This is a genomic window from Paenibacillus sp. FSL R5-0341 (assembly GCF_037975235.1).
GTDB lineage: Bacteria > Bacillota > Bacilli > Paenibacillales > Paenibacillaceae > Paenibacillus > Paenibacillus amylolyticus_A.
The window spans coordinates 5,347,181-5,367,455 of record NZ_CP150241.1 but is presented as its reverse complement, the minus strand read 5'-3'; the positions used below and the strand labels follow the sequence as shown (position 1 = coordinate 5,367,455).

Below are 20,275 nucleotides of genomic sequence, written 5' to 3'. Positions count from 1 at the left end.
CTGCAAAGGGGCTCTTCTTTTTTTTGTACGTAAAGGGGAGTTTTCCTTTCTTTCGGGTAAAGATACATGTAGGTGGTAGGAAGGGGCAAGTGCTATTGATTGAATTAAAAGGATTAACAAAGACGTATGGTAAAGGGGCAAAAGCCACAACAGCGTTATCCAATCTGGATTTGAGCATCCGCAAGGGTGAAATTTATGGCGTCATTGGCCATTCCGGAGCGGGCAAAAGTACACTGATTCGCTGTATTAATTTGTTGGAACGTCCAACGGAGGGTGAAGTATGGGTTGACGGGATCAACTTGACTGACCTGAGCAAAACTGAGTTGCAGCAACAGAGACGCAAGATTGGCATGATTTTTCAACACTTTAATCTGCTATCCTCGGCAACGGTATATGACAATGTGGCTTTTCCACTAAAACTTGTGAATACACCCAAGGAAGCCATTGATCGCAAAGTGAAGGAAATGCTTACTTTGGTTGGCCTGGAGCACCATAGCAGTAAATATCCGGCCCAATTATCTGGTGGACAGAAACAACGTGTTGGGATTGCAAGAGCGCTTGCAAGTGATCCGAATGTACTTCTCTGTGATGAGGCTACTTCGGCACTTGATCCGCAGACGACGAATTCAATCCTGAAGTTATTGCTCGACATTAATGAAAAATACAACCTCACGATTGTGCTGATTACACATGAGATGCACGTTATCCAGAACATCTGCGACAAGGTTGCTGTCATTCATCAAGGTGGCATTGTGGAACAGGGGCCTGTAACAGAAGTATTCCTGAAGCCGCAGCACGCCATTACGCGGGACTTCACGATGCGTGACCATGAAGCTGGACTTGCTCTGGAAGAGACCGCTCTGGTGAATGCAAGCGTTGAATTGCAGGCAGGTGCTGCTTCCAAACTTGTGAAGATATCCTTTCTGGGTAATAAAACGTATGAAGCGATTTTGTCCAGAACGGTACGCAAGACAGGTGTAGATTTTGCCATCCTGCAAGGTACGATCTCTACGATCAAACAGGTTCCTTATGGGCAACTGACCGTTCGGTTCGAGGGTGAGTCAGATGCGATTGAACGGACGATATCCGAATTAACCGCAGAGGGACTTGATGTGGAGGTGCTACGTTAGATGGATTTTTCAACCGTACGTTGGGAAGAGGTTGGTAAAGCTTCCATAGAGACACTGCAAATTTTGGGTGTATCAGGCTTGTTTACCGTTATCTTAGGTTTACCGCTCGGAGTTCTGCTGTTCATGACAGCCCGTTCTGCTTCGATTAAGTCACGGGCAGTGTACACGATACTATCCCTGATTGTTAATATTTTGCGCTCAGTCCCATTCATCATATTGATTGTTGCTCTTATTCCATTCACTCGTACACTCGTCGGTACAGCTACTGGGGTGCTCGGCGTTATACCTCCTTTGGTGATTTCAGCAGCTCCTTATTTCGCCCGTTTGGTGGAGAACACGCTGCGTGAAGTGGATCGGGGTGTCATTGAGGCGGCACAGGCGATGGGCGCATCGACCGGACAGATTGTAAGACGGGTGTTACTGCCTGAGGCATTACCTGGCCTGCTTGCTGGTATAACGATTACCATCGTTACGCTCGTCTCCTATACGGCGATGGCGGGCATGGTTGGTGGTGGAGGCCTGGGAACACTGGCAATTAACTATGGATACTATCGTTATCAAAATGAAATCATGATCATCTCCGTAGTGTCGATGATCATTCTAGTGCAAATTCTCCAGATGGCTGGAGATCGCTTGGTTACATTTTTCACCAGGAAATAACACATAGATAACATGATGGATGTGCAATAATGCGGATGCCACATGAAAAAAATGATTAGAGAAGGGGTTTTACAGATGAGAAAATGGTCTATTGCTCTACTTAGTCTTATGTTGATTGCGGTTCTCGCAGCTTGCGGAAACAACAAGGACGCCGATAGCGGCGCAGACAATTCAGCAGGTGCACCACGTACAGTTGAATTGAAAGTTGGAGCTTCACCTACACCACACGCAGAGATTCTGGAAAGCATCAAGCCTGAACTGGAAGCACAAGGGATTCGTTTGCAAGTCGTTACGTTCAATGACTATGTTCAACCCAACCAGCAACTTGCTGATGAAAAATTGGATGCAAACTTCTTCCAGCACCAGCCTTACCTGGACACAGAGAATAAAGAACGTGGATTCAACCTCGTTGCTGTAACACCAGTTCATGTTGAGCCTTTTGGCGGATACTCCAAAAAAATTAAGTCTTTGGATGAATTGGCAGATGGCGCAAAAGTAGCGATTCCGAATGACCCATCCAATGGTGGACGTGCACTGTTGTTGCTCGCGAAGGAAGGCATTATTACGCTAAAAGACAACACAAATATTACATCTACGATTCAAGATATCACAGCAAATCCGAAGAACCTGGATATTATTGAGCTGGATGCAGCCATGATGCCTCGTCAATTGGATGAAGCGGATCTGGTATTCATCAACGCTAACTATGCGCTTGAAGCGAACCTGAATCCGGCGAATGATGCTTTGCTGATCGAAGATCTGCAAGGTAACCCATACGCAAACATCCTCGTTTCCCGTGAGGACAACAAGGATGCAGATGCAATCCAAAAACTGGCTGCTGCTCTGCACTCCGAAGAAGTGAAAACATTCATCAAAGAACGTTATAAAGGTGCAGTTGAACCTGCAACTGAATAATTCACGATATGTGTGATGTGATGTAAAGTTTGTAAGAAATAAGCCGTATGTCTCTCCAGAAGAGATATACGGCTTATTTTATGTTTCCTAGTCTGTACTGACGTGGGAATCAACAAGGGTCAGGGCTTATCTTGTTTATCCACGTTGGATGGATGCCCAGATTGGCGGTAATAGGATAATTCATTCTGATCAGCATACTGCTGCTCATCTGCTTCTTGCAGGTACGTCCTCTCGGAGGGAGAGAGTGTTTCTTCTTCTCCGTGTGAGCTTTTGATCTTGTATCTGATCCACCCGATTAGCCCAAGAACGACAACCAGGATCAAGGCCCATCCTTTTTTGAGCAAAAGAAGAGCACTGAATTTGTGGGAAGCTGTGTATCCGATCCCGCCCATCAGAAGACTGTTGAGCCCTATGGTGGATGTTTTGTCAGTCGAAGCATTGTACTCCTCGTAGGTATATCCTGCATTAATGCTAAGTTGATTAAGGACCGTTTCCTCGAATGCCTGGCGGCTCTGTTGAAAGGTGTTCGTATCTGTAACCAGAATGGCTGTGATGTACCCTTCGCGTGTCAGGAGCTTTACATTGTAATTCACCATGGCTTGCTGATCAGCATTCTTGAAACCAAGGGAGTAGACCAACTGATGCTTGGTCTTATCATATGCCGGTTCGATTTCCCATCCTGTTATGTACGTTCTATATTCAGGATCAAGCTCTCTGTTGTCTTCTTCTGTGCCTCGGATATAACTGCTTAACAGTTCTTCAGCACTCAGGTTTTGATCGTCATCATGAATATGACCTGTCTTCACGTACTCGAACACGACATACCACGAGTCGAATTCGCTATGGCTGGTTAGGCTTCCGATTTCATTCCCGTTAGGCTTTCCACCACTGTTAAGTATCGAACGTTGGGTATTGGCCTTATCCAGATAGGAATGGCTCTCAGGGACTTCCAGGGTGGCCTTACCGTCCAGAGAGACAGATGCTGGTCCAGTAATCCAATCGTACTCATCAGGTGCCTGGTCAGTCTCATTTGCCGCTGATACCTGTAGGGCACTAGAGATTGTGAATAAACTCACCATCAAAAGTGTAAGAAACGATATCCATCTTTTGTTCTTCATGTTCATGTTGAGGTCCTTTCGGGTTATATCCTCGACAGTATCACAGGTGTCTGATTTCGATCAAGATATATTTGGAATTATAGGTGGATACTTCCTTAGAGATAACCGAGTTGTAGGAGGAGGATAAATCTTTTATACTGGATAGTGACTGCTCTTTGAAGAGGGGGATGAACGTGAAGGGAAAGGTTGCCCTCATAACGGGAAGTGCCAAAGGTCTTGGTAAAATGACGGCCCTCAGTCTGGCAGATCAGGGGTGTGATATTGCCCTCAACTATGTACACAGCAGAACAGAAGCTGAGGCTTTAAGGGCTCAGATTACAGCCAAGGGTGTGCGGTGCATTGCCATTCAGGCTGATATATCCAAGGTGCAAGATATTGCTTCATTGGTTGAACAGGTGGAAGACAAGCTGGGCAGCATTGATATTTTGGTAAATAACGCGGGACCATTTGTCCGTGAGCGTCGATTATTTGCGGAGTATGCTGAAGGTGAGGTTCAGATGCTTGTACAGGGTAACCTGTTGGGGCCCATGTTACTGGATCAGCGTGTATTGCCAGAGATGAGACGCAAGCAATGGGGACGGATTATCCATTTTGGCTTCAGTCATGCCGGAGAAGCGAGATCCTGGCCCCACCGCGCAGTGTATGCGGCTGCCAAGGTTGGTCTGGTATCTTTTACGAAGACACTCGCGGTTGAAGAAGCTCCTTTTGGAATTACGGTTAACATGGTATGTCCCGGAGATATTCGCGGTGCCAACAAGGAAAAAACGATTGATGAGATGGCAGGCATCACCGACGAGGAAACGCCAAGAGGACGACCCGGTAGCGGTGAAGATATTGCACGAGTCATTACGTATCTGTGCCTGGATCATTCCGATTTTATAACAGGCAACATTATGGATGTATCTGGAGGACTTGATCCGATTCGTCCAACCATACAGCGCGAGGATACTTAGGGTGAAATGAAGGACGTACGTGGAAAACTGGTCAAGGTGACAGTGAGAAATGGACTCTCTGCATATGCACACAAAAAAAGAGCCCTCCGCTTCATGCGAAGCGAAAGGCTCTTGAGGTTTATTTCGTGAAGGATTGATTAGAATACTTGTACGACTTCTTGTACACCCTCAACTTCTTCGAGAAGGGCGCGTTCAATCCCGGCTTTTAAGGTAATGGTGGAGCTTGGGCAACTGCCGCAGGCACCGACCAGTTTCAGCTTAATGATGCCGTCCTCCACGTCGACCAGTTCCACGTCACCGCCATCGCGTTGCAGGAACGGACGAAGTTTGTCAAGCACATCAGATACCTCATCGTACATGGTGCTTTGTGCGTTTTCGCTCATTTTTTTCAACTCCTTTCCTTACTATATTATATTACAATTGGCCGTAAATTAAAATGGTCAAACAAAGCAGGTGAACCTACATGAGACCGATTATTGAATTTTGTGCCAATAATATGCATTTTGGCACAGATGAAGTCATGGATCAACTGGAAGAAAATCCAGACTATGACGTGATTGAATACGGCTGCCTTACCAACTGTGGCCAATGTTATATGACTCCTTTTGCACTGGTGAATGGCGAAGTTGTCATCACAGACAAAGTAGAGGATCTATATAACGCCATTCTGGCCAAAATTGCCGAAGCCGATGCTTGGGACGAGCTCGATCTCGACTAACCGAGATGGCGCTTGGACATCCAGAGCACACCACTTTTCAAAATACGAGGTACACGTCCCATCATGGACGTTTTGCCCATCAGCCCAAACCCGGACTTCTTGCCGAGTGCACCTAGTGTGCCACGAAGCTTGAGTGGATGTGGATTGGGCTTTTCGCCTTTCCAGAGGGCATGCTGAATATGGGCGATCTGCTCACCCTGCACTTCGGCAGCTTGACCGCTAGGTGCATAAGGGACACTCGCACAGTCACCAACAACATATACATCGGTATATTCCGGGATTTGGTAGTATTCATTCAGGACGACACGACCTTGAGGGTCTTTGGTCACGTCCAGATCCTGAACCACTTTTACGGGCTGAATGCCTGCAGTCCACACGACAGCATCCGTTAGAATCTGTTCATCCCGGTTATAGATGGCATTCGGTTCAACACGTGAAATAGCGATATGCCCGCGTGTCTCTACCTGATGTTCGTTGAACCATTCATGCACATAAACGGACAGACGTTGTGGGAAAGCAGATAATACACGCTCGCCACGATCCAGAATGCTGATGTTCAGATCGGGTCTGCTCTCACGAAGTTCGGCTGCCATCTCGACACCGCTTAATCCGCCGCCAACGATATGCACATTGCCATAGGCTTTGATCTCATTAAGACGCAGGTAGGTCTCGCGTGTTTTGCTGAAGCTCTGGATGGTACAGCTGTAATCTTCGGCGCCTGGTGTGTTGTGGAAACGATCTGTACAACCAAGTCCAATGACAAGCTTGTCGTACACGAGCGGGTCTTGGCCTTCAAATTCAATCTGACGCTGTTCCAGGTCGATCGAAGTAACTTCTCCATAACGGTAAGTGACTTTATCGCTCACGGGAAATTGGATACGCAGGTCATAATCGGATACGGTGCCTGCTGCGAGTGCGTAATATTCGGTCTTTAATCCCTGGAAGGGGCTGCGGTCCACCAAAATAATTTGTGTATCGGATGGAATTTTACCTTCCAGAAGTTCCTTGATGATGGTGAGGCCGCCATAGCCGCCTCCAAGAATGACGAAATTTTTCATGACTCGGCTTCCTTTCTGCATCAGTCCCACTGAAATGGGGCTGTAACCTGTGGAGCAGCTATGCAATAACATAGCTGCTCCTTTTGTTTGGATTTGAATTATTGAAAAATAGACATTGAAAATTGAAGATATAAATCAGCAGTTTGCACCACTCGAATTCAAACGTCTCTCTATAATGAAAGTAGCGTCCTGGAGTGATGCTGGTGCAATATAGTTATAGATGGTGTTAATTTACTATTCGTACACTTCAATTTCATTGTAGAACGTATCACGTTCTACCGGAATACGTCCTGCACCTTTAATTAGCCAAATGAGCTCTTTGCGGGTGAGGCCTTCAGGCGTTAGTGCACCTGCTGCATGACTAATTCGTTCGCGAACGATCGTGCCATGTGCATCCGAAGCACCGAATCCAAGGGCGACTTGAGCCAGTTGAGGACCGATGTTGATGAAGTAGGCTTTGATATGATCGATGTTATCCAGCATCAAACGGCTGATCGCAATTGTTTTGAGATCCTCATAGGCCGAGTTACGACGCATAATGCTCGCGTTTTTACTTTTTGGCTGCATGGAAAGCGGGATAAAGACCATGAATCCGTTGGTCTCGTCTTGCAATTCACGAATCTGCGCCATATGGTTAACGCGGTCCTCATAGGATTCAATCGATCCATACAACATCGTAGTATGCGTACGCATGCCCAGGTTATGAGCTGTGCGGTGCACCTCAAGATAACGATCCACGTTCGCTTTGTCTACACGCATTTTTTTGCGATATTCATCCGACAAAATCTCAGCGCCGCCGCCAGTCAATGTTTTCAGACCTGCTTTTTGCAACTCCTGTAGAACTTCCTTAATACTGAGTCCGCTGATGCGAGTGAAGAAATCAATCTCGGCTGCCGTGTAGGCTTTCAGCGTAACATCCGGATATTTCTCGTTTAAAGCACGCAGGGAATCGACATAATACTGAAAAGGAACATGGTTATTATGTCCGCCTACAATATGGAACTCTCTTACGCCTGGATGAATATGCTGTTCCACATAATCGATCATTTCCTGACCGGACAATGTGTAAGAGCCATCTTCACCCTGGTCTTTGCGGAAATTACAAAAAGCGCAGCGAGCTTCGCATACGTTTGTAAAATAAAGACTCATGTTTTCGATGAAATACACTTTCTTACCATTCTTCCGCAGGTTGGCCTCATTGGCCAACTGGCCCAAAGTCAGCAGATCATCTGTTTCATACAGATATACGCCGTCTTCTACGCTCAGCCTTACGCCGTTCTGCACTTTCTCAACGATTTCAGCCATTCTTTTGTCTGTGAACGGTGTTACCAATGTAGACATACTGTTTCCTCCTGTTCTTAACCGGATTTGAGTTGTGTGTAGGATCTGCATACAGAACTACATAGCAAAGATGCGGTCATCTGCCGCTTTCTTATAAGGACTAACTCTTATTTACCCGGTGCAGCGTGTGCTGCATATGAAAGCTAAATTTTTTCAAAAAATGGAGTCTGTTGACTCATATATGCATTGGGGACTGCGTTGCAGTCTCGAAATGTGAAAAAAATTACAACTCCAATTATGACCATCGTCTGAATAAGTCATGACAAAATATCGACATTTCAGTGCGACCACCTATTCATTATAAACCTCGTGTCGCGGGGGTTCAATACACTGGGAAGAAAAAGGAGTTCAGGGGGAACGCGGAAAGAGGCAAACATGACTTGAGACCCTTGACGGGGTGGAGTATAATTTAAAGAAGAGTTAATGAAAGGTAGTTCAAAAAGTCCGCTTTTGATTACGAAGGATGCCTAGCGGCATCTCAGCGTCGAATATGGGATTCAGCCGAAATAAGCGGGAGGCTTACGAAGTATGTTTCCGAAGGAAACATTGTAGTTGCTCACGTAGTTTTGCCTACGCTCCGCTACTCCATTTCTATCTTCATCCCATCTTCTTGGTACTGAAAAGCGCCCTTTTTGAACATGATTTTATATGAAAAAGGAGAGTGACCTGGCATGATTAACATCAGCGAAACGGCTGCTGACAGATTGAAAGAGATGCTTGCACAGCAAGAGACACCTGGTATGTTCCTGCGTCTTGGCGTAGCACCGGGCGGTTGCACCGGATTTTCGTACGCCATGGGCTTTGACGATAAAGAGTCCGATGAGGACCTGTATATGGATATTCAGAACATGAAGGTTGTAGTCGAGAAGGAAAACCTGAAATACCTGAATGGACTTGAAATTGATTTTGAAGAGTCCGGCATGACGGGTGGATTTACGATTCATAACCCGAACGCAGTAGCCACTTGTGGCTGCGGATCTTCTTTCCGTACGAAGGAAGATGCGGGTGTGCCTGATAAGGATTGTTAAACTGGCGCGGGTTTGAGCGCATTCGATAACGGATGACGAACGCAAGCCTGTAACGGTAGCCTTAACGGTGCAGATTGTGAATTGCGCAGGTATTTCGGTAGGTTAACAACCCCGGACGATGAACGTTATCAATCCTTGAAATGGCATTTCAGGGTTGTGAATCACGACCTCTATGACGTATTAGTTTCGTACTAATTACGTTATGGAGGTCTTTTTGTTATGGCGTTAACGAAACGAGAAAGACGTGCCCCGGTCGGCGCGCGTGATGTAAAGTTGTTCCCGGAGCTTACATTAGAGCAAGCACTGGATTTTGTAACCAACGCGAAGAAGGTGGAGGGACTACGCGAAAGCACCCTTAAGGATTACACGAAACATTACGGATACTTCGTGAAATGGCTTAATCAGTTTCATCCGGATATCACGTTGATTGAGCATATCGAGGTCAGCACTATTCGCGACCACATTTCGTATATGAAGTACGATCGGGTCCGATACGAGGGACACAAGCACATACCAACGGAGGGGCAGCGTGTAGGTTTATCGGATACGACTATTAACATTCGTATACGTACACTTAAGGCGATCTTCAATCAGCTTGAGCGCGATGACTTAATCGAGATTAATCCGATAAGCAAAGTGAAGTTGCTGCGCCAGGACGTAGATTTAACAAATTGTCTGACGGATGAAGAGATTATTGCCATCTTAGCACAACCGAATCGAAGGGACTTCGTGGGATTCCGCGATTATGTCGGCATTATGTTGATGCTCGATAGTGGCTGTCGCGTATCTGAAATGCTCGGGCTACGCATCGGAGATATCGATTTTCAAACGCGATTTATTACATTGTCCGGTGAAGCCAACAAAAACCGTAAGCCGCGCATGGTACCGTTCTCCGCGGCAGTGGCGAAATTGATTCTGCAGCTTATAGAGGAAAACAGACAACACTTTACTACGGATCGGATATTCCTTTCATGCTTCGGTGACCCAGTATCCGCGAACCAATTTAATAAGAGGTTAAAGTATCATGGAGAGAAGGCGGGCGTTGAAGGGAAGAAGATGACCGCGCACGTTTATCGGCACACCTGGGCGCGAGCTATGGTCATTAACGGAGCTGATCCGTTTACCATACAAAAGATGGGCGGATGGTCTGATATTCGTACCATGCGAAGGTATATACAGATGGATACGGAAGACGTTCGGCGTAGTCACGATCAATTCTCTCCTACGAGTAAATTTATTAAGAATCGAGTAGACAGATGAGAAAACGAGATCGGCTCAAAATTCGAACGTGGGAAGAATGTCTTAATGAGTTTCTTAACTGGAAACGAGTTCAGGGGTTGAGCAAACAAACGATTAAGGACTATCGACAGAGTATGAATCTCTTTATGTCGCGTTATCCTACCGCTTGGGATTCCCCTCAGAATCTAAAATCGATGGTATACGACCACCTCGCGCAGCCTGAGATAGCGCCAGCAACTTACAATAGCCGTCTCGTGTATTTGCGTTCATTTCTGAATTGGTGTGTTGAAAACAACTATATTAGAGACAATCCGATTGCTAAACTTAAAAAGCGCCATGAAGAGGGTCGCCGAGTCAGCGTTGATATCGATGTTCTCCGCGAATTACTTAAGGTGCCGGATCAGTCAACGTTCGTCGGCCTACGTGACTACGCGTTAATCTTATTGACGCTAGATACCGGTATTCGTCCATCGGAAGCCCTGGCGCTTGTGCCGAGCAACTTCCGTCCTAAGGCTCGCGAGATTCACGTAACAGCGTTAACGGCGAAGACACGGCGCTCCCGCGATCTTCCGATATCTGACGCGACGATTAAGGCTATGAACAGGCTAATACGTGCGCGGCCGCTGAGTTGGGCGGACAAAGTACCGATATTCTGTACGTATGAAGGAAACGCGTTGAACCGTCACGTATGGGGCGATAGACTTGAGCGCCATAGTAAGAAGATCGGCGTCCACATACGGCCTTATGACCTACGTCATATTTACGCTCTGGAGTCGATTCGTAACGGCTCGTCTACCTTCGCAGTACAAAAGACGCTCGGCCATACAACGATGGAAATGACGCGAAGATACGTTGCGCTGATTAACGATGACTTGAAGATAGAACATGCGAAGACTTCACCGCTCAATAAAATCGCGGACGATGAACCGAAGAGGAAGAGGCTCACGAAGATTAACGTTGAGGATGACGAAGAATGAAATTAGGCGCAGTTCTCGCGGATTAGATTCCGTGAGGGCTGCGCCTTTTCTTCGTTTATTTACCGCCAAGCGCTTCATACGCATCGAGTACGTTCTGGAACGCCTTCTTTTCTTCACTCGAAATTGTGCGGTCATCGTAGTATTGTTGTCCGCTGTATCTAAGGATAGCTTTGTCTGACGCGATGATTGTGCGGATCATGTCGAGATCATCCGCTGTTGGGGTCGCATCGTACCATTCCCATATACCTCCGCCACTGTTATCGCGATTAACTCCGGAGTATCCAGGCGTGATCGTATATTTGTCGTCTCCGGAACGGAAAATGTATTGTTGAATAAACAACCAACTATCCGACGCGTAACGAATGCGTAATCGTAGGTATGGATCGCCGGATTCTTGAACCCCTATGTATAAATGCGCGTTGTTCGTATCATCGTACTTCGACGTAGTCTTATCGTAATACCACGTAATGCCTTCGACTTCATCCGTTGTCTTACGCAGTTTGGACAGCGCCTTATTGACGTTTGCTTTACGGGATTCCTCCGCTTTCTTTGCTTCTGCCTCTGCCTTCGCGTTCTCTTCGTTTGCTTTCGAGTCAATCTTCGCGATTAATGTGTTAGCTTCCTTAACTTCTTCCGCGTCCGGGTAATCGAATATCATGCTCTCCAATAACTTCTTTGCGGACTGTTCGTAACCATCTTTGATGTCGGTCTTTGCACGCATTAATACATCTGCGGCGGTTTCCTTTATCTCTTCGGTGACTTCTTCTTGGGGGACAGCCACTGGTTTGGTGGTGCTAACAACCGATTCTGCATCATTTTTTGCGGTTTCCGGTACTGATGTACCTGCGCATCCCGTCAGTAGTAACACCGCGAGTAAAGTTGTCCATAATGGCTTCATTGCACGCCTCCATTCTAGGTAATATTACCCAAATTATACCGAGTAAGTAGGAGTACCACAAGTAAAAAGACACAGCCTGTTGTTGGCTGCGTCGAGGGTATTGCGTGTGTTGACGGTAAGGGTTATGATATTTACGAATGATTAATGCGTTAGCAGCTCTTGGCGGGGAGGCTATCGCTTTTTTACGTGTAAAAAGAAAATTACTGACGTAATGAAGGCCAACATTGCGAAAATAAAAGTACCAAAGTTAAGCATGACGTCAAGTGCCTCGTATGTACTCATCTCATCACCACCTTTTTCATAAATTAAGTGTAACTTCATCTTTGTTCAAATAAAAGAGAAATTACCCCCCTACTAATAATACTTGACAAAATTAAATATGCGGTCTATCTACATGCTTGGCGAGTATACATAGTCAATTCCGTTAATACACATGTGCCGTTTTACGCGTTAACACCTCCGTAGTATAAGTGGACTAGCGTATTTTGGTAAAACGTCATATTCGGCGATTTTACACTCACCCGAAAAATAGAAAATACTGGTTGATTGTCGGTTATTACTCACATTTAGTTAATTTCCGATAACATAATGTTCGTTCAAGTTAACTTAAAGCCAGTATTTTTCGACATTTAATGCTTTACTCATTTCGCTACTTCTCCCGATATCTCTTAAATACTCGTATTTCCTTACTAATTTATTTTGATATTTATTACGCGTTTACTCCTCTGGTTTTGACACGTCACATTAGCAGGAAATTTGCGCCAATTTGTCGAAGTGTTTATGAGTAGAACGAGCGACAGGAGGTTTAAATGGGGATTTTGGACTTCATCCGATACCGAAATGGTAGGACCGTGACTATTCATTACATTGACACTGGCGACAAAGCTGCCTTTACAATCGGCCGAGATATAGACCGAGAGGATGTAATAGATCGCATAGATCGTAAGACGGGAGAAATTTACGCGGTAAATTATTACGACACCGATGGCGAAGCCTTAACGCAACTGATCTCGCCTGAAGATCGCGAATTTTGGCAAGGACTATAATATGAAGAAGAGTAAACGATTTATGCGTCCGCTAACTTCCGACATCCAACTTTACACCGCGCAATTGGACCGAACGCCCATCGTTGTATTTATTGACGAGGAGCAGCTCGTTGGTAGCGGCGTGATCGAGGACATAACGGAGATGAGCGTTGCAGTGAAGGGCGAACGTTATATGCGCGGAGTCTGTACGTTTAAATATGCGGGAATAGACTAACAAGCTAAAAGGATGGATTTTATGAGGATAACAAATGTTGGAGGGAATAGTGTTAGACAGATAAATTTTAGTTCTCAAGTATCTTTTCTAGAATTTGATGTATTGCTTATAGATTTACTTGACGTAGTTAATGAATACCGTGTGAAAGAAAAACTTAAACAATATTCAACAGATTGGACAAACGTGGATGATCTTCCCCTTTTTCTACGAGATGTACGTAGGCGAAGGAATGAAATTGATGAGTTTTTAAGTTTGGGGAGAACTATTTTTGTTTATACCCCACCTCCAATTAAATTTTTTAGAATGACTAGTGCAGCGACACATGAATCATACGATCTAAGAAAGGAATTATTGCCAAAATACCCTATAACGAATATTGGTAGAGGTGACAGCATTGAGCTTGTAAGCAACTCATTCATAAAACCGCTATTTACAAAATATGAAGGTGATTGGCGCTATGTATCATCATACAAACAAGAATTCGGTATTCCACTACTAAAAATTAAAGGAACAAACTCATTTCTTAGCGGTTGCATAAAGGTAGGCAAAGGAAACATCGTGTTTATCCCTAAATATATGCGAATGGCATATGATAATAAGGAATTTCTTGATGATCTTATTAATATAGTGGGGAATATTGATGAAAGAAGTGATCAAAGTCCAATAATTACAATGCCTAAATGGAGTCTTTCAACAGAATTGCCAGGCGAAAGTGAAATTCAACAGGAAATAACTGAGAAGAACAAAAAGCTAGAAGAATTAAAGTACGAGATACAGGCACTGGAGTCCCAATCAGAATCTTTAAAAGCGTTAAAAATTCTTTTTACTGGTACCGGCACATATTTGGAGAATATAGTCAGTATTGTTTTTAAAGAACTTGGATTTAATGTTAGTGAAGGAGTTCCAGGGAGAGATGATCTGATTTTAGAATATAAGGATCATGCTGCTGTTGTAGAAGTAAAAGGAGTAAGCAAAAGTGCTGCAGAAAGACACGCTGCACAACTCGAGAAATGGGTTAGTGAATATATCATATCTAAAGACCGGAAGCCAAAGGGTTTTCTAGTGGTAAACGCTTATAAAGATATTCCTCTAGAAGAGAGAAATGAGAAGGCATTCCCTGACCAAATGATGAACTTTAGCACGAGTCGTGATCATTGTCTATTGACTGGATTAGACCTCTTAGCGATATATTTTTATATTCAGAATCACCCAGAAAAAAAAGAGCAAGTGATCGATGAACTTCTTAATACTTGCGGTCATTTTAATAAATACAACTGGCAAGAGTATGTTTCCTTAAGTAACACACCTGCTCAATTAAAATAAATCACAGAACATCGGATTGCATATTATTCCTTTTCATTGTAAATAACCGCAGCCCATACGCAGGGTTAGCGGTTCTTTCGCGTTCTACTCGTCAAATCCCCGTGTAAACAGCGCACCAAGCCCGTCCGGGTACGTTTCCCTCACCGAAGTCCTAACGCGCTGATTCCACGGTAAAACCACGCAAAAAAGAGCCGCTAATCATGCGGCCCTCCTAGTCCTTCTCTATTACGATAAGCTCCGATATGTCGTCGATCTCAAGCGCGTCAGCTATTTTGATTAGCGTCTTAATATTGATCTGTTCGCGGATATTCCGAGACATCTCAGAGATAGCCGCTTGTCTAACGTTTGATACCTCCGCAAGTTGTGTCTGTGTTAACCCACGTTCTGCCATTACTTCATTAAGGCGGATTCGAATCCTTCTCATATGTACACCTTCCCTTAAACCCCATTATAACGAATATACAGATAAGCGTAAATAAAGTGTTGACTCTATACTAGAAGTCGTATATACTCATTAACAGATAAGCGAATATACGTATAACTGTATAATAAGTTTCAACTTTCGCAACATTGTATCCGAACGAATCAACATTCACGCAAGGAGGTACGCAATTATGCCGATCACTATCGTAACCAAAGGCGTAGACGTAGATGGACCGTGGCGGATTGAATACGCTGGCACGCTTATAGATGAACATCACGCGATTTACGTTGACACTGAGTTTAGTCTCGCAGTCATGGAGCGCATTAGCTTTGATGGAGTAGAGTACGTCACAACTTACGGCGAGCCTTCAATATTCGATTTAAAAGTCGGTGACCTTAGTTTCATTAATAATATCCGCGACATGAGCGCGGTTGAATTACTCCAAAAACTTATCCCCCATAAGGAGGCACAATAATATGAAAATCGTCCCAACGGTAACACTTCCGTACACACGCGACCGCATCGCCGCAAGCTTCATCGTCACTCTCAACGGTATAGAACGGAGCATTCCACACAATCTCTTTCTCGCAGTATTCCCTCGCATCAAGCGTACTAACCGTACTGCCAACGTAGAAGCGTCGGCGGCCGAACTCGAAGCGCTTAGCATCATCGCAGATTTATCAGATCCGTTATCTTCGCGGATTACATACGAATTGAGCGAACGACACGGAGGCAATTTCGTCGTAACGCATCTCACATCCGGACAGCAGCTCGTTTGCCTACCGGGAGCGTTCCGTCGGATCGCCGGAGTGAGTAGTCGCGCAGTATCCGGAACAGCTACGTTATCAGCCAGTAAGCTCGCCGAGGTCGGATTCATTATCGAAGGAGGAAACAACAATGATTGCAACTACCAATATGCCAACTACGCGTAACAAGGAGGAAGTAAACACTTCATATAAACGTAACTTTATCCGTATGCTCAAATTCGTCTACGCGCTTGTACTTATCGTGAAGGAAGTGATCGCCTGATGCCCGCGAAGATTGAACTTGAACTTGCTTCCATGGTGATGGGCCCGTGGGATAATCCCCACGTGTATACTCTTTACGAAGGTTATGTATTGAACGAGCGTCACATTTTTATTATGGACGAGGGCAATCTTTGGTTACGCAGTGTCCATAAAGCGCCCCACCTCGATCACCTTTATTTAGATGGCGATTCCGGAGGGTTGATTATCGCGGATGAAGTAGAAGGCATGGATACCCGCGTTCAAATAGAAACGATTATCACGGCATTAACGCAGGTAAATGGTCTGCAGTTTTTACTCGATATTATAATGTGTACCAAGGATCTTGGCGACATTAACCTCAAGCTTGACCGCCTTCAATGAACCTAAATTTCGGCGCGGGAACGCCTAATGGGGAGAAGACGCACGCTTTGGAACGTACTGTACTGAGTCGTTAACGCCAATTATCGTCTTGGATCGCTATGCAGTTCGTAGTTTATCCGGACTTCACCGCGCCAACGGTTGGTCCGGAACTTATAACGCGATGGAGAGACGGCAATCTCTCACTGGCGCATTGCTTAACATAGATTCGGGAGTGTAGCGGGAACTGCGCTTCCATCCAAGGACAGGCGGCCGGTAAATCCGGTTCAGGCACCGCTTGTCCGCTTCTTATATCTTGTAATACGAACGTGAGTTCCGATTGGTTTCAGTTTTTGTAAAAGTTTTTTCTTGTGTCTCAATTTCACGAAATTATGTGCCTATATTACTTAGGAAGCGAAATAAGAAACGGATGTCCCTTTCTTCAAAAAACTTGTGCTTATATTTAGTATCTCAGCAAATGTCCCAACTTTTCGATTTTTTGTCCTTATATATAATGAGGACGAAATTTCAACAAGTATACCCGAGATTCGAATCGGTCGGCACTAGTAGAGTAACGGATATTTTTCGTAGAGTGTGTCAGAAAGGATCGGGAATCGTTAAATCAAGTATAGGCTGCGCGTCGTATACCCGAGATTGGAGGTGAGTGGAGTTAATATGTTATAGAGAAATTTTTTCGTAAAGTGTGCGAAGGGCGATCGGCAGTCGTTAATACAAGTATAGCGTTAGGTACCCGAAAATTCATCCGAGCGGGAACAAAGTAGTAGAGCGGGTGTGCGAAGACCCATCGACCGGCAGCATAGTAATATAACGAAATTTCACGGTTGACTGTGCGGATTCACATCTCGCTGTAGATAAAATATTAGACGAAAGTGTGCCAAACGTCATTGGCCGGCAACAAGGTAGTATAGGCCTTCCGCGGACGACTCCGCATCTATTAAAACCATAACGAAAAAGGGAGAGATTTACTATGACAAACCAATTGACTACGCGTGAGCAGTACATCCAGGAGAACACTAATGCATGGAGTAAGAGAGGCGCAGCATTCAAAGAACGTCGTACCCGTATGGGCTTATCTCGTTCCAGAGTGGCGGAAAGTATCGGCACCAGCGAGAGCACTCTCCGCAGGTTTGAACTAGGCTATCCGGTCACTAGATCAGAGCTTGTTGCACGAGCATACGAAATTTATCTCGAACTTTGGTTACAGGTGGTCAAAGACATTGAGTTAGAAAGAGGTCGTTTCCTTATCGATCAAGACGCGGACGAAGCCGGCAAGGTTACGGTTACGATGCGCGAGTATAAAAAAGTTGCCGAGTTTGACACAGGTGACGCGGAATTGAATGGAAAGCTTGCGGTTGCATTCTGTGAGGGTAACGGTGGCGGCTACGGTTACGCAATCTAGATAGTGAGAAAGGAGTATCGCAATGACAATCGACGTATCAAAACCGCTCGCCCACGATGACGGATTTGCGCGCATGCCTAATATCTTATTCCGGATGTACCCGTTACTCGACGGGTTCACTCTGGAAACGGTGGGCCTATACGGGTATCTACTGTCCTGGCGTCAGAATAAGTTGGGACACGTTATGCACGGTAAAGTGTGGCTCAATCAGTTGGATATAACCGCTCAAACCGGTATGTCCGCGTACAAAATACGTACCAATGTTGATATCCTCGTTAGATATGGGCTGCTTAACGTTAGTAAGTCAAGGATGGTGGCAAATAAACGCATTTATGAGCCACTTGAGCCGTTAACCGAAGCAGAGTTCCGCGCAATTTATGCTGAGGAGGTGCGTGCATTTCAAGAGAGAGTGGACGCTGCGGCTCGTGAGATTGAAGAGGATAAGGAGCGATTACAAATAAAGCAGGCCGAATTTGAGCCGGAAGCCAAGGCATCATAAGCGGACTTCAAACAGTTTAAACTCGGATAATAAACCATTTCTCCTCTGTAATTAAGTCATTTAACCAGAGAAAGAATAACGAGAAAGAATAACGAGAAAGAAAAATAAAACATTACCGAGCAGAGTTTCGGGATAGAAGAACACTATCCCTCACGCGTCGTCACTTCGTTCCTAGCGGATAAATGTTATCGCGCATAAAGGTATGGTGAGATATAAGAGCGCGGAGGAACTTTACAGAAAGACAAACGATATGCGGAAGTTAAACCAGTCGACATCCACAAGGAGGGATTTACATGGAGGCAGCAAAACAGCTAGTCGAATATACCACCGGCCCCGCCTTACAGCTCATCGTCACGCCCGACGTCGATCGCTACGATTACTCCGGTAAAGACTGCGAGCTATTCCCGAATTGGACGCGTGCCAATTATCGGACGTACGCCAAACAGCCACTCGAACAACGTCTGCAGATAGCGGAGACTATGGCGGAACTGTACGACGCGTACTACTACGACAATCACGTAGGCGGTGATGGCCGCTTCCGTACGCAGCTCGAATACCAGCGCTTGGAGCGCCTAGCCGACTATATTCTCGCGGAGGATCACACTAGAGGGTTATCTATCATGCGCGATCCGTACGATATGCCTCGCGACCGTGACCTTATCGTTCCGCCAGGCTCAGGAGCGCGGGAGTTTATGCGGAAGCACAATGTCCGTATTTACTGCGAGGCTGACGCGGAGGGTGCAGTTGAGAAGTTCGGAGGGAAGTTATGCCTAATGTGTCAATATCCATTCGAAGGACGCGGGAATAAACTCAAGTGTGGTCCGACCTGCCTCCGCCTGTACAAGACGTTATGGGAGCGCAAGAAACGGTATGGAACGATCAAATATGAAGGCGAGCGCAAGCGTATGTCCTTGCCGTATGGGTTTTATAATCCGGAGGAAATGAAGGACATTCAAGAGCGTTCAGAGAGATCGTACGGCGCGGCGAAGAAGCTTGCGAACATGGCTGACGCTAAGAGAAGGAAGGAAAGTCACGGCCGGAAGAATACGGCTCAACTCATAGATAAGAAGGGAACGGAGGGCGCGGGATATCTCGATGGAGTGTACGGATGGACCAGTGATCGTAACCAGTACAAGGGAACACATCACGATATTTGGTGGGGAGAGATGGTCACATACAATATGTACGAACAACCATTGACAGAGAAGTTTGTAGACTGTCGCAAGCCTCGTACTGTCCACATCTCCGCGTAAGTAGGGAAGGGGACGAAGGTTCCCGATTATTTATTTCGGATGTATGCGATATTTCAAATGAGCGAAGGAGGTTTGTGATAATGGATGGATCAGGAGTGCGTGGTATCAGGGTTATGGCTGGCATGACCCAGTCCCAGTTTGCGGAAGCACTAAACGTCAGCCAATCGTGTGTGAGCGATGTGGAGAACGGACGACGTAATGTTTCGCGTGATCTGAGGATCAAATTGGCGCAAGTATTCGGGACCGGAGATGACGTGTTACTGGCGATTCAAAGAGCAAAAGAGTCCGACAAATTGGCGCTTTAAAAGCGTCTTTTATTTTTGTATTTAAACTTTAATACTTTAAAACGTTAATCTAAGGAAGTGAATCGGAATGTCCAACGCAATATGGCGCTTGAATGCCGACAATCTCGCAGCTTACACGGAAGATCGCGAAGTTATACGGAAGATCGGCCGAAGCTTTCCGGATTTCACTATCATGGCAACGTATGAGCGCGAGGGCAGATTAGTAGCGATCCAATACCGCGTACCATCCGCTAGGAAACGGTCAATCAGGCGGCTGCTCGGCGTAAATGTCAGCGGATAGTAGTGGTACGCAATACGTGAGAATAGCGCGGAATTAACGCTTGGAACAGGCGGAGGAACTATGACCCTCGGCTTCTTTTTGGCGCGCTTAAATTAAGCGGAAGGCACGCAAT

At 45.6% G+C, this 20,275-nt stretch carries 25 protein-coding genes; 19 read left to right on the top strand and 6 right to left on the bottom strand.

Annotated features, from left to right (window positions below; translation table 11 throughout):
* The first annotated feature begins 95 nt into the window (after positions 1 to 95).
* The 3 genes from MKX75_RS24070 (at position 96) to MKX75_RS24060 (ending at position 2,705) form a co-directional block, all read left to right on the top strand.
* Positions 96 to 1,130, top strand: a complete 1,035-nt coding sequence (locus tag MKX75_RS24070) for a methionine ABC transporter ATP-binding protein (RefSeq protein WP_076333231.1) — start codon at positions 96 to 98, stop codon at positions 1,128 to 1,130.
* A complete protein-coding gene (locus MKX75_RS24065) occupies positions 1,131 to 1,790 on the top strand; it encodes a methionine ABC transporter permease (RefSeq protein ID WP_076333181.1) in 660 nt (219 codons plus the stop codon).
* A 75-nt stretch (positions 1,791 to 1,865) separates the two neighbouring features.
* Positions 1,866 to 2,705 carry a MetQ/NlpA family ABC transporter substrate-binding protein gene (locus tag MKX75_RS24060; protein ID WP_339167174.1) on the top strand — a complete coding sequence of 280 codons (840 nt, stop codon included), beginning with the start codon at positions 1,866 to 1,868 and terminating at the stop codon, positions 2,703 to 2,705.
* A 119-nt stretch (positions 2,706 to 2,824) separates the two neighbouring features.
* On the opposite strand, the gene MKX75_RS24055 is transcribed toward MKX75_RS24060, so the two are convergent.
* Positions 2,825 to 3,823: a DUF2167 domain-containing protein gene (locus tag MKX75_RS24055; RefSeq protein WP_339167173.1), complete on the bottom strand. Its 999-nt coding sequence runs from the start codon at positions 3,821 to 3,823 to the stop codon at positions 2,825 to 2,827.
* A 173-nt stretch (positions 3,824 to 3,996) separates the two neighbouring features.
* On the opposite strand from MKX75_RS24055, the gene MKX75_RS24050 reads away from it, so the two are divergent.
* A complete protein-coding gene (locus MKX75_RS24050) occupies positions 3,997 to 4,776 on the top strand; it encodes an SDR family oxidoreductase (protein WP_339167171.1) in 780 nt (259 codons plus the stop codon).
* Between the two features lie 137 nt (positions 4,777 to 4,913).
* On the opposite strand, the gene MKX75_RS24045 is transcribed toward MKX75_RS24050, so the two are convergent.
* Positions 4,914 to 5,159, bottom strand: a complete 246-nt coding sequence (locus MKX75_RS24045) for a NifU family protein (RefSeq protein WP_053783253.1) — start codon at positions 5,157 to 5,159, stop codon at positions 4,914 to 4,916.
* A gap of 80 nt (positions 5,160 to 5,239) precedes the next feature.
* On the opposite strand from MKX75_RS24045, the gene MKX75_RS24040 reads away from it, so the two are divergent.
* Positions 5,240 to 5,494: a YuzB family protein gene (locus MKX75_RS24040; protein ID WP_062837976.1), complete on the top strand. Its 255-nt coding sequence runs from the start codon at positions 5,240 to 5,242 to the stop codon at positions 5,492 to 5,494.
* Here the strand turns inward: MKX75_RS24040 and MKX75_RS24035 are convergent.
* Both MKX75_RS24035 and mqnE read right to left on the bottom strand, forming a co-directional pair.
* Positions 5,491 to 6,552, bottom strand: coding sequence for an NAD(P)/FAD-dependent oxidoreductase (locus MKX75_RS24035; protein WP_076333178.1), 1,062 nt, complete (start codon positions 6,550 to 6,552; stop codon positions 5,491 to 5,493). The two genes, MKX75_RS24040 and MKX75_RS24035, sit on opposite strands and share 4 nt — an antisense overlap.
* A gap of 234 nt (positions 6,553 to 6,786) precedes the next feature.
* Positions 6,787 to 7,893 (bottom strand): aminofutalosine synthase MqnE, encoded by a 1,107-nt coding sequence (mqnE, locus tag MKX75_RS24030; protein WP_062837975.1) that lies wholly within the window; start codon positions 7,891 to 7,893, stop codon positions 6,787 to 6,789.
* Between the two features lie 671 nt (positions 7,894 to 8,564).
* Between mqnE and MKX75_RS24025 the strand changes: the two genes are divergently transcribed.
* The 3 genes from MKX75_RS24025 to MKX75_RS24015 all read left to right on the top strand — a co-directional run bounded on the left by MKX75_RS24025 (position 8,565) and on the right by MKX75_RS24015 (position 11,137).
* The gene (locus MKX75_RS24025) at positions 8,565 to 8,921 is read left to right on the top strand and encodes an iron-sulfur cluster assembly accessory protein (RefSeq protein WP_062837974.1); all 357 of its coding nucleotides are present in this window, start codon (positions 8,565 to 8,567) and stop codon (positions 8,919 to 8,921) included.
* A gap of 219 nt (positions 8,922 to 9,140) precedes the next feature.
* Entirely contained in the window at positions 9,141 to 10,181 is a 1,041-nt protein-coding gene (locus MKX75_RS24020; RefSeq protein ID WP_339167170.1) for a tyrosine-type recombinase/integrase, read from the top strand.
* A complete protein-coding gene (locus tag MKX75_RS24015; RefSeq protein WP_339167168.1) occupies positions 10,178 to 11,137 on the top strand; it encodes a tyrosine-type recombinase/integrase in 960 nt (319 codons plus the stop codon). The genes MKX75_RS24020 and MKX75_RS24015 overlap by 4 nt, the downstream gene beginning before the upstream one ends.
* 55 nt (positions 11,138 to 11,192) lie before the next feature.
* On the opposite strand, the gene MKX75_RS24010 is transcribed toward MKX75_RS24015, so the two are convergent.
* Positions 11,193 to 12,035, bottom strand: coding sequence for a hypothetical protein (locus MKX75_RS24010; RefSeq protein WP_339167167.1), 843 nt, complete (start codon positions 12,033 to 12,035; stop codon positions 11,193 to 11,195).
* Between the two features lie 1,047 nt (positions 12,036 to 13,082).
* Here MKX75_RS24010 and MKX75_RS24005 point away from each other — a divergent pair.
* The gene (locus tag MKX75_RS24005; protein ID WP_339167166.1) at positions 13,083 to 13,295 is read left to right on the top strand and encodes a hypothetical protein; all 213 of its coding nucleotides are present in this window, start codon (positions 13,083 to 13,085) and stop codon (positions 13,293 to 13,295) included.
* A 21-nt stretch (positions 13,296 to 13,316) separates the two neighbouring features.
* Complete coding sequence (locus MKX75_RS24000) at positions 13,317 to 14,618, top strand: hypothetical protein (RefSeq protein ID WP_339167164.1); 1,302 nt, start codon at positions 13,317 to 13,319, stop codon at positions 14,616 to 14,618.
* 211 nt (positions 14,619 to 14,829) lie between these two features.
* Here the strand turns inward: MKX75_RS24000 and MKX75_RS23995 are convergent, their stop codons facing one another.
* Positions 14,830 to 15,042 carry a helix-turn-helix transcriptional regulator gene (locus MKX75_RS23995; protein ID WP_253440672.1) on the bottom strand — a complete coding sequence of 71 codons (213 nt, stop codon included), beginning with the start codon at positions 15,040 to 15,042 and terminating at the stop codon, positions 14,830 to 14,832.
* A 190-nt stretch (positions 15,043 to 15,232) separates the two neighbouring features.
* On the opposite strand from MKX75_RS23995, the gene MKX75_RS23990 reads away from it, so the two are divergent.
* The 9 genes from MKX75_RS23990 to MKX75_RS23950 all read left to right on the top strand — a co-directional run bounded on the left by MKX75_RS23990 (position 15,233) and on the right by MKX75_RS23950 (position 20,163).
* Positions 15,233 to 15,517 carry a hypothetical protein gene (locus MKX75_RS23990; RefSeq protein ID WP_339167162.1) on the top strand — a complete coding sequence of 95 codons (285 nt, stop codon included), beginning with the start codon at positions 15,233 to 15,235 and terminating at the stop codon, positions 15,515 to 15,517.
* A 1-nt stretch (position 15,518) separates the two neighbouring features.
* Positions 15,519 to 15,974, top strand: a complete 456-nt coding sequence (locus tag MKX75_RS23985; RefSeq protein ID WP_339167161.1) for a hypothetical protein — start codon at positions 15,519 to 15,521, stop codon at positions 15,972 to 15,974.
* The gene (locus MKX75_RS23980; protein WP_339167159.1) at positions 15,940 to 16,071 is read left to right on the top strand and encodes a hypothetical protein; all 132 of its coding nucleotides are present in this window, start codon (positions 15,940 to 15,942) and stop codon (positions 16,069 to 16,071) included. Before MKX75_RS23985 ends, MKX75_RS23980 begins: the two co-directional genes overlap by 35 nt.
* The gene (locus tag MKX75_RS23975) at positions 16,071 to 16,430 is read left to right on the top strand and encodes a hypothetical protein (protein WP_339167158.1); all 360 of its coding nucleotides are present in this window, start codon (positions 16,071 to 16,073) and stop codon (positions 16,428 to 16,430) included. The genes MKX75_RS23980 and MKX75_RS23975 overlap by 1 nt, the downstream gene beginning before the upstream one ends.
* A 964-nt stretch (positions 16,431 to 17,394) precedes the next feature.
* Entirely contained in the window at positions 17,395 to 17,826 is a 432-nt protein-coding gene (locus MKX75_RS23970) for a helix-turn-helix transcriptional regulator (protein ID WP_339167157.1), read from the top strand.
* Between the two features lie 73 nt (positions 17,827 to 17,899).
* The gene (locus MKX75_RS23965) at positions 17,900 to 18,325 is read left to right on the top strand and encodes a hypothetical protein (RefSeq protein WP_339167156.1); all 426 of its coding nucleotides are present in this window, start codon (positions 17,900 to 17,902) and stop codon (positions 18,323 to 18,325) included.
* Between the two features lie 479 nt (positions 18,326 to 18,804).
* Positions 18,805 to 19,578: a hypothetical protein gene (locus MKX75_RS23960; RefSeq protein ID WP_339167155.1), complete on the top strand. Its 774-nt coding sequence runs from the start codon at positions 18,805 to 18,807 to the stop codon at positions 19,576 to 19,578.
* Positions 19,579 to 19,658: 80 nt separating this feature from the next.
* Positions 19,659 to 19,883 (top strand): helix-turn-helix domain-containing protein, encoded by a 225-nt coding sequence (locus MKX75_RS23955; RefSeq protein ID WP_339167154.1) that lies wholly within the window; start codon positions 19,659 to 19,661, stop codon positions 19,881 to 19,883.
* A gap of 67 nt (positions 19,884 to 19,950) precedes the next feature.
* Entirely contained in the window at positions 19,951 to 20,163 is a 213-nt protein-coding gene (locus MKX75_RS23950; protein WP_339167153.1) for a hypothetical protein, read from the top strand.
* The last annotated feature ends 112 nt before the right edge of the window (positions 20,164 to 20,275 follow it).

Coding starts and splice junctions, on each gene's coding strand:
- MKX75_RS24020 (WP_339167170.1), top strand. CDS start 9,141: ATGGCGTTAACGAAACGAGAAAGACGTGCCCCGGTCGGCGCGCGTGAT.
- MKX75_RS24000 (WP_339167164.1), top strand. CDS start 13,317: ATGAGGATAACAAATGTTGGAGGGAATAGTGTTAGACAGATAAATTTT.
- MKX75_RS24065 (WP_076333181.1), top strand. CDS start 1,131: ATGGATTTTTCAACCGTACGTTGGGAAGAGGTTGGTAAAGCTTCCATA.
- MKX75_RS23975 (WP_339167158.1), top strand. CDS start 16,071: ATGCCCGCGAAGATTGAACTTGAACTTGCTTCCATGGTGATGGGCCCG.
- MKX75_RS23965 (WP_339167156.1), top strand. CDS start 17,900: ATGCCTAATATCTTATTCCGGATGTACCCGTTACTCGACGGGTTCACT.
- MKX75_RS23960 (WP_339167155.1), top strand. CDS start 18,805: ATGGCGGAACTGTACGACGCGTACTACTACGACAATCACGTAGGCGGT.
- MKX75_RS24005 (WP_339167166.1), top strand. CDS start 13,083: ATGAAGAAGAGTAAACGATTTATGCGTCCGCTAACTTCCGACATCCAA.
- MKX75_RS24035 (WP_076333178.1), bottom strand. CDS start 6,552: ATGAAAAATTTCGTCATTCTTGGAGGCGGCTATGGCGGCCTCACCATC.
- MKX75_RS24040 (WP_062837976.1), top strand. CDS start 5,240: ATGAGACCGATTATTGAATTTTGTGCCAATAATATGCATTTTGGCACA.
- MKX75_RS23970 (WP_339167157.1), top strand. CDS start 17,395: ATGACAAACCAATTGACTACGCGTGAGCAGTACATCCAGGAGAACACT.
- MKX75_RS24060 (WP_339167174.1), top strand. CDS start 1,866: ATGAGAAAATGGTCTATTGCTCTACTTAGTCTTATGTTGATTGCGGTT.
- MKX75_RS23955 (WP_339167154.1), top strand. CDS start 19,659: ATGGATGGATCAGGAGTGCGTGGTATCAGGGTTATGGCTGGCATGACC.
- mqnE (WP_062837975.1), bottom strand. CDS start 7,893: ATGTCTACATTGGTAACACCGTTCACAGACAAAAGAATGGCTGAAATC.
- MKX75_RS23995 (WP_253440672.1), bottom strand. CDS start 15,042: ATGAGAAGGATTCGAATCCGCCTTAATGAAGTAATGGCAGAACGTGGG.
- MKX75_RS23990 (WP_339167162.1), top strand. CDS start 15,233: ATGCCGATCACTATCGTAACCAAAGGCGTAGACGTAGATGGACCGTGG.
- MKX75_RS23980 (WP_339167159.1), top strand. CDS start 15,940: ATGATTGCAACTACCAATATGCCAACTACGCGTAACAAGGAGGAAGTA.
- MKX75_RS23985 (WP_339167161.1), top strand. CDS start 15,519: ATGAAAATCGTCCCAACGGTAACACTTCCGTACACACGCGACCGCATC.
- MKX75_RS24045 (WP_053783253.1), bottom strand. CDS start 5,159: ATGAGCGAAAACGCACAAAGCACCATGTACGATGAGGTATCTGATGTG.
- MKX75_RS24010 (WP_339167167.1), bottom strand. CDS start 12,035: ATGAAGCCATTATGGACAACTTTACTCGCGGTGTTACTACTGACGGGA.
- MKX75_RS23950 (WP_339167153.1), top strand. CDS start 19,951: ATGTCCAACGCAATATGGCGCTTGAATGCCGACAATCTCGCAGCTTAC.
- MKX75_RS24055 (WP_339167173.1), bottom strand. CDS start 3,823: ATGAAGAACAAAAGATGGATATCGTTTCTTACACTTTTGATGGTGAGT.
- MKX75_RS24015 (WP_339167168.1), top strand. CDS start 10,178: ATGAGAAAACGAGATCGGCTCAAAATTCGAACGTGGGAAGAATGTCTT.
- MKX75_RS24025 (WP_062837974.1), top strand. CDS start 8,565: ATGATTAACATCAGCGAAACGGCTGCTGACAGATTGAAAGAGATGCTT.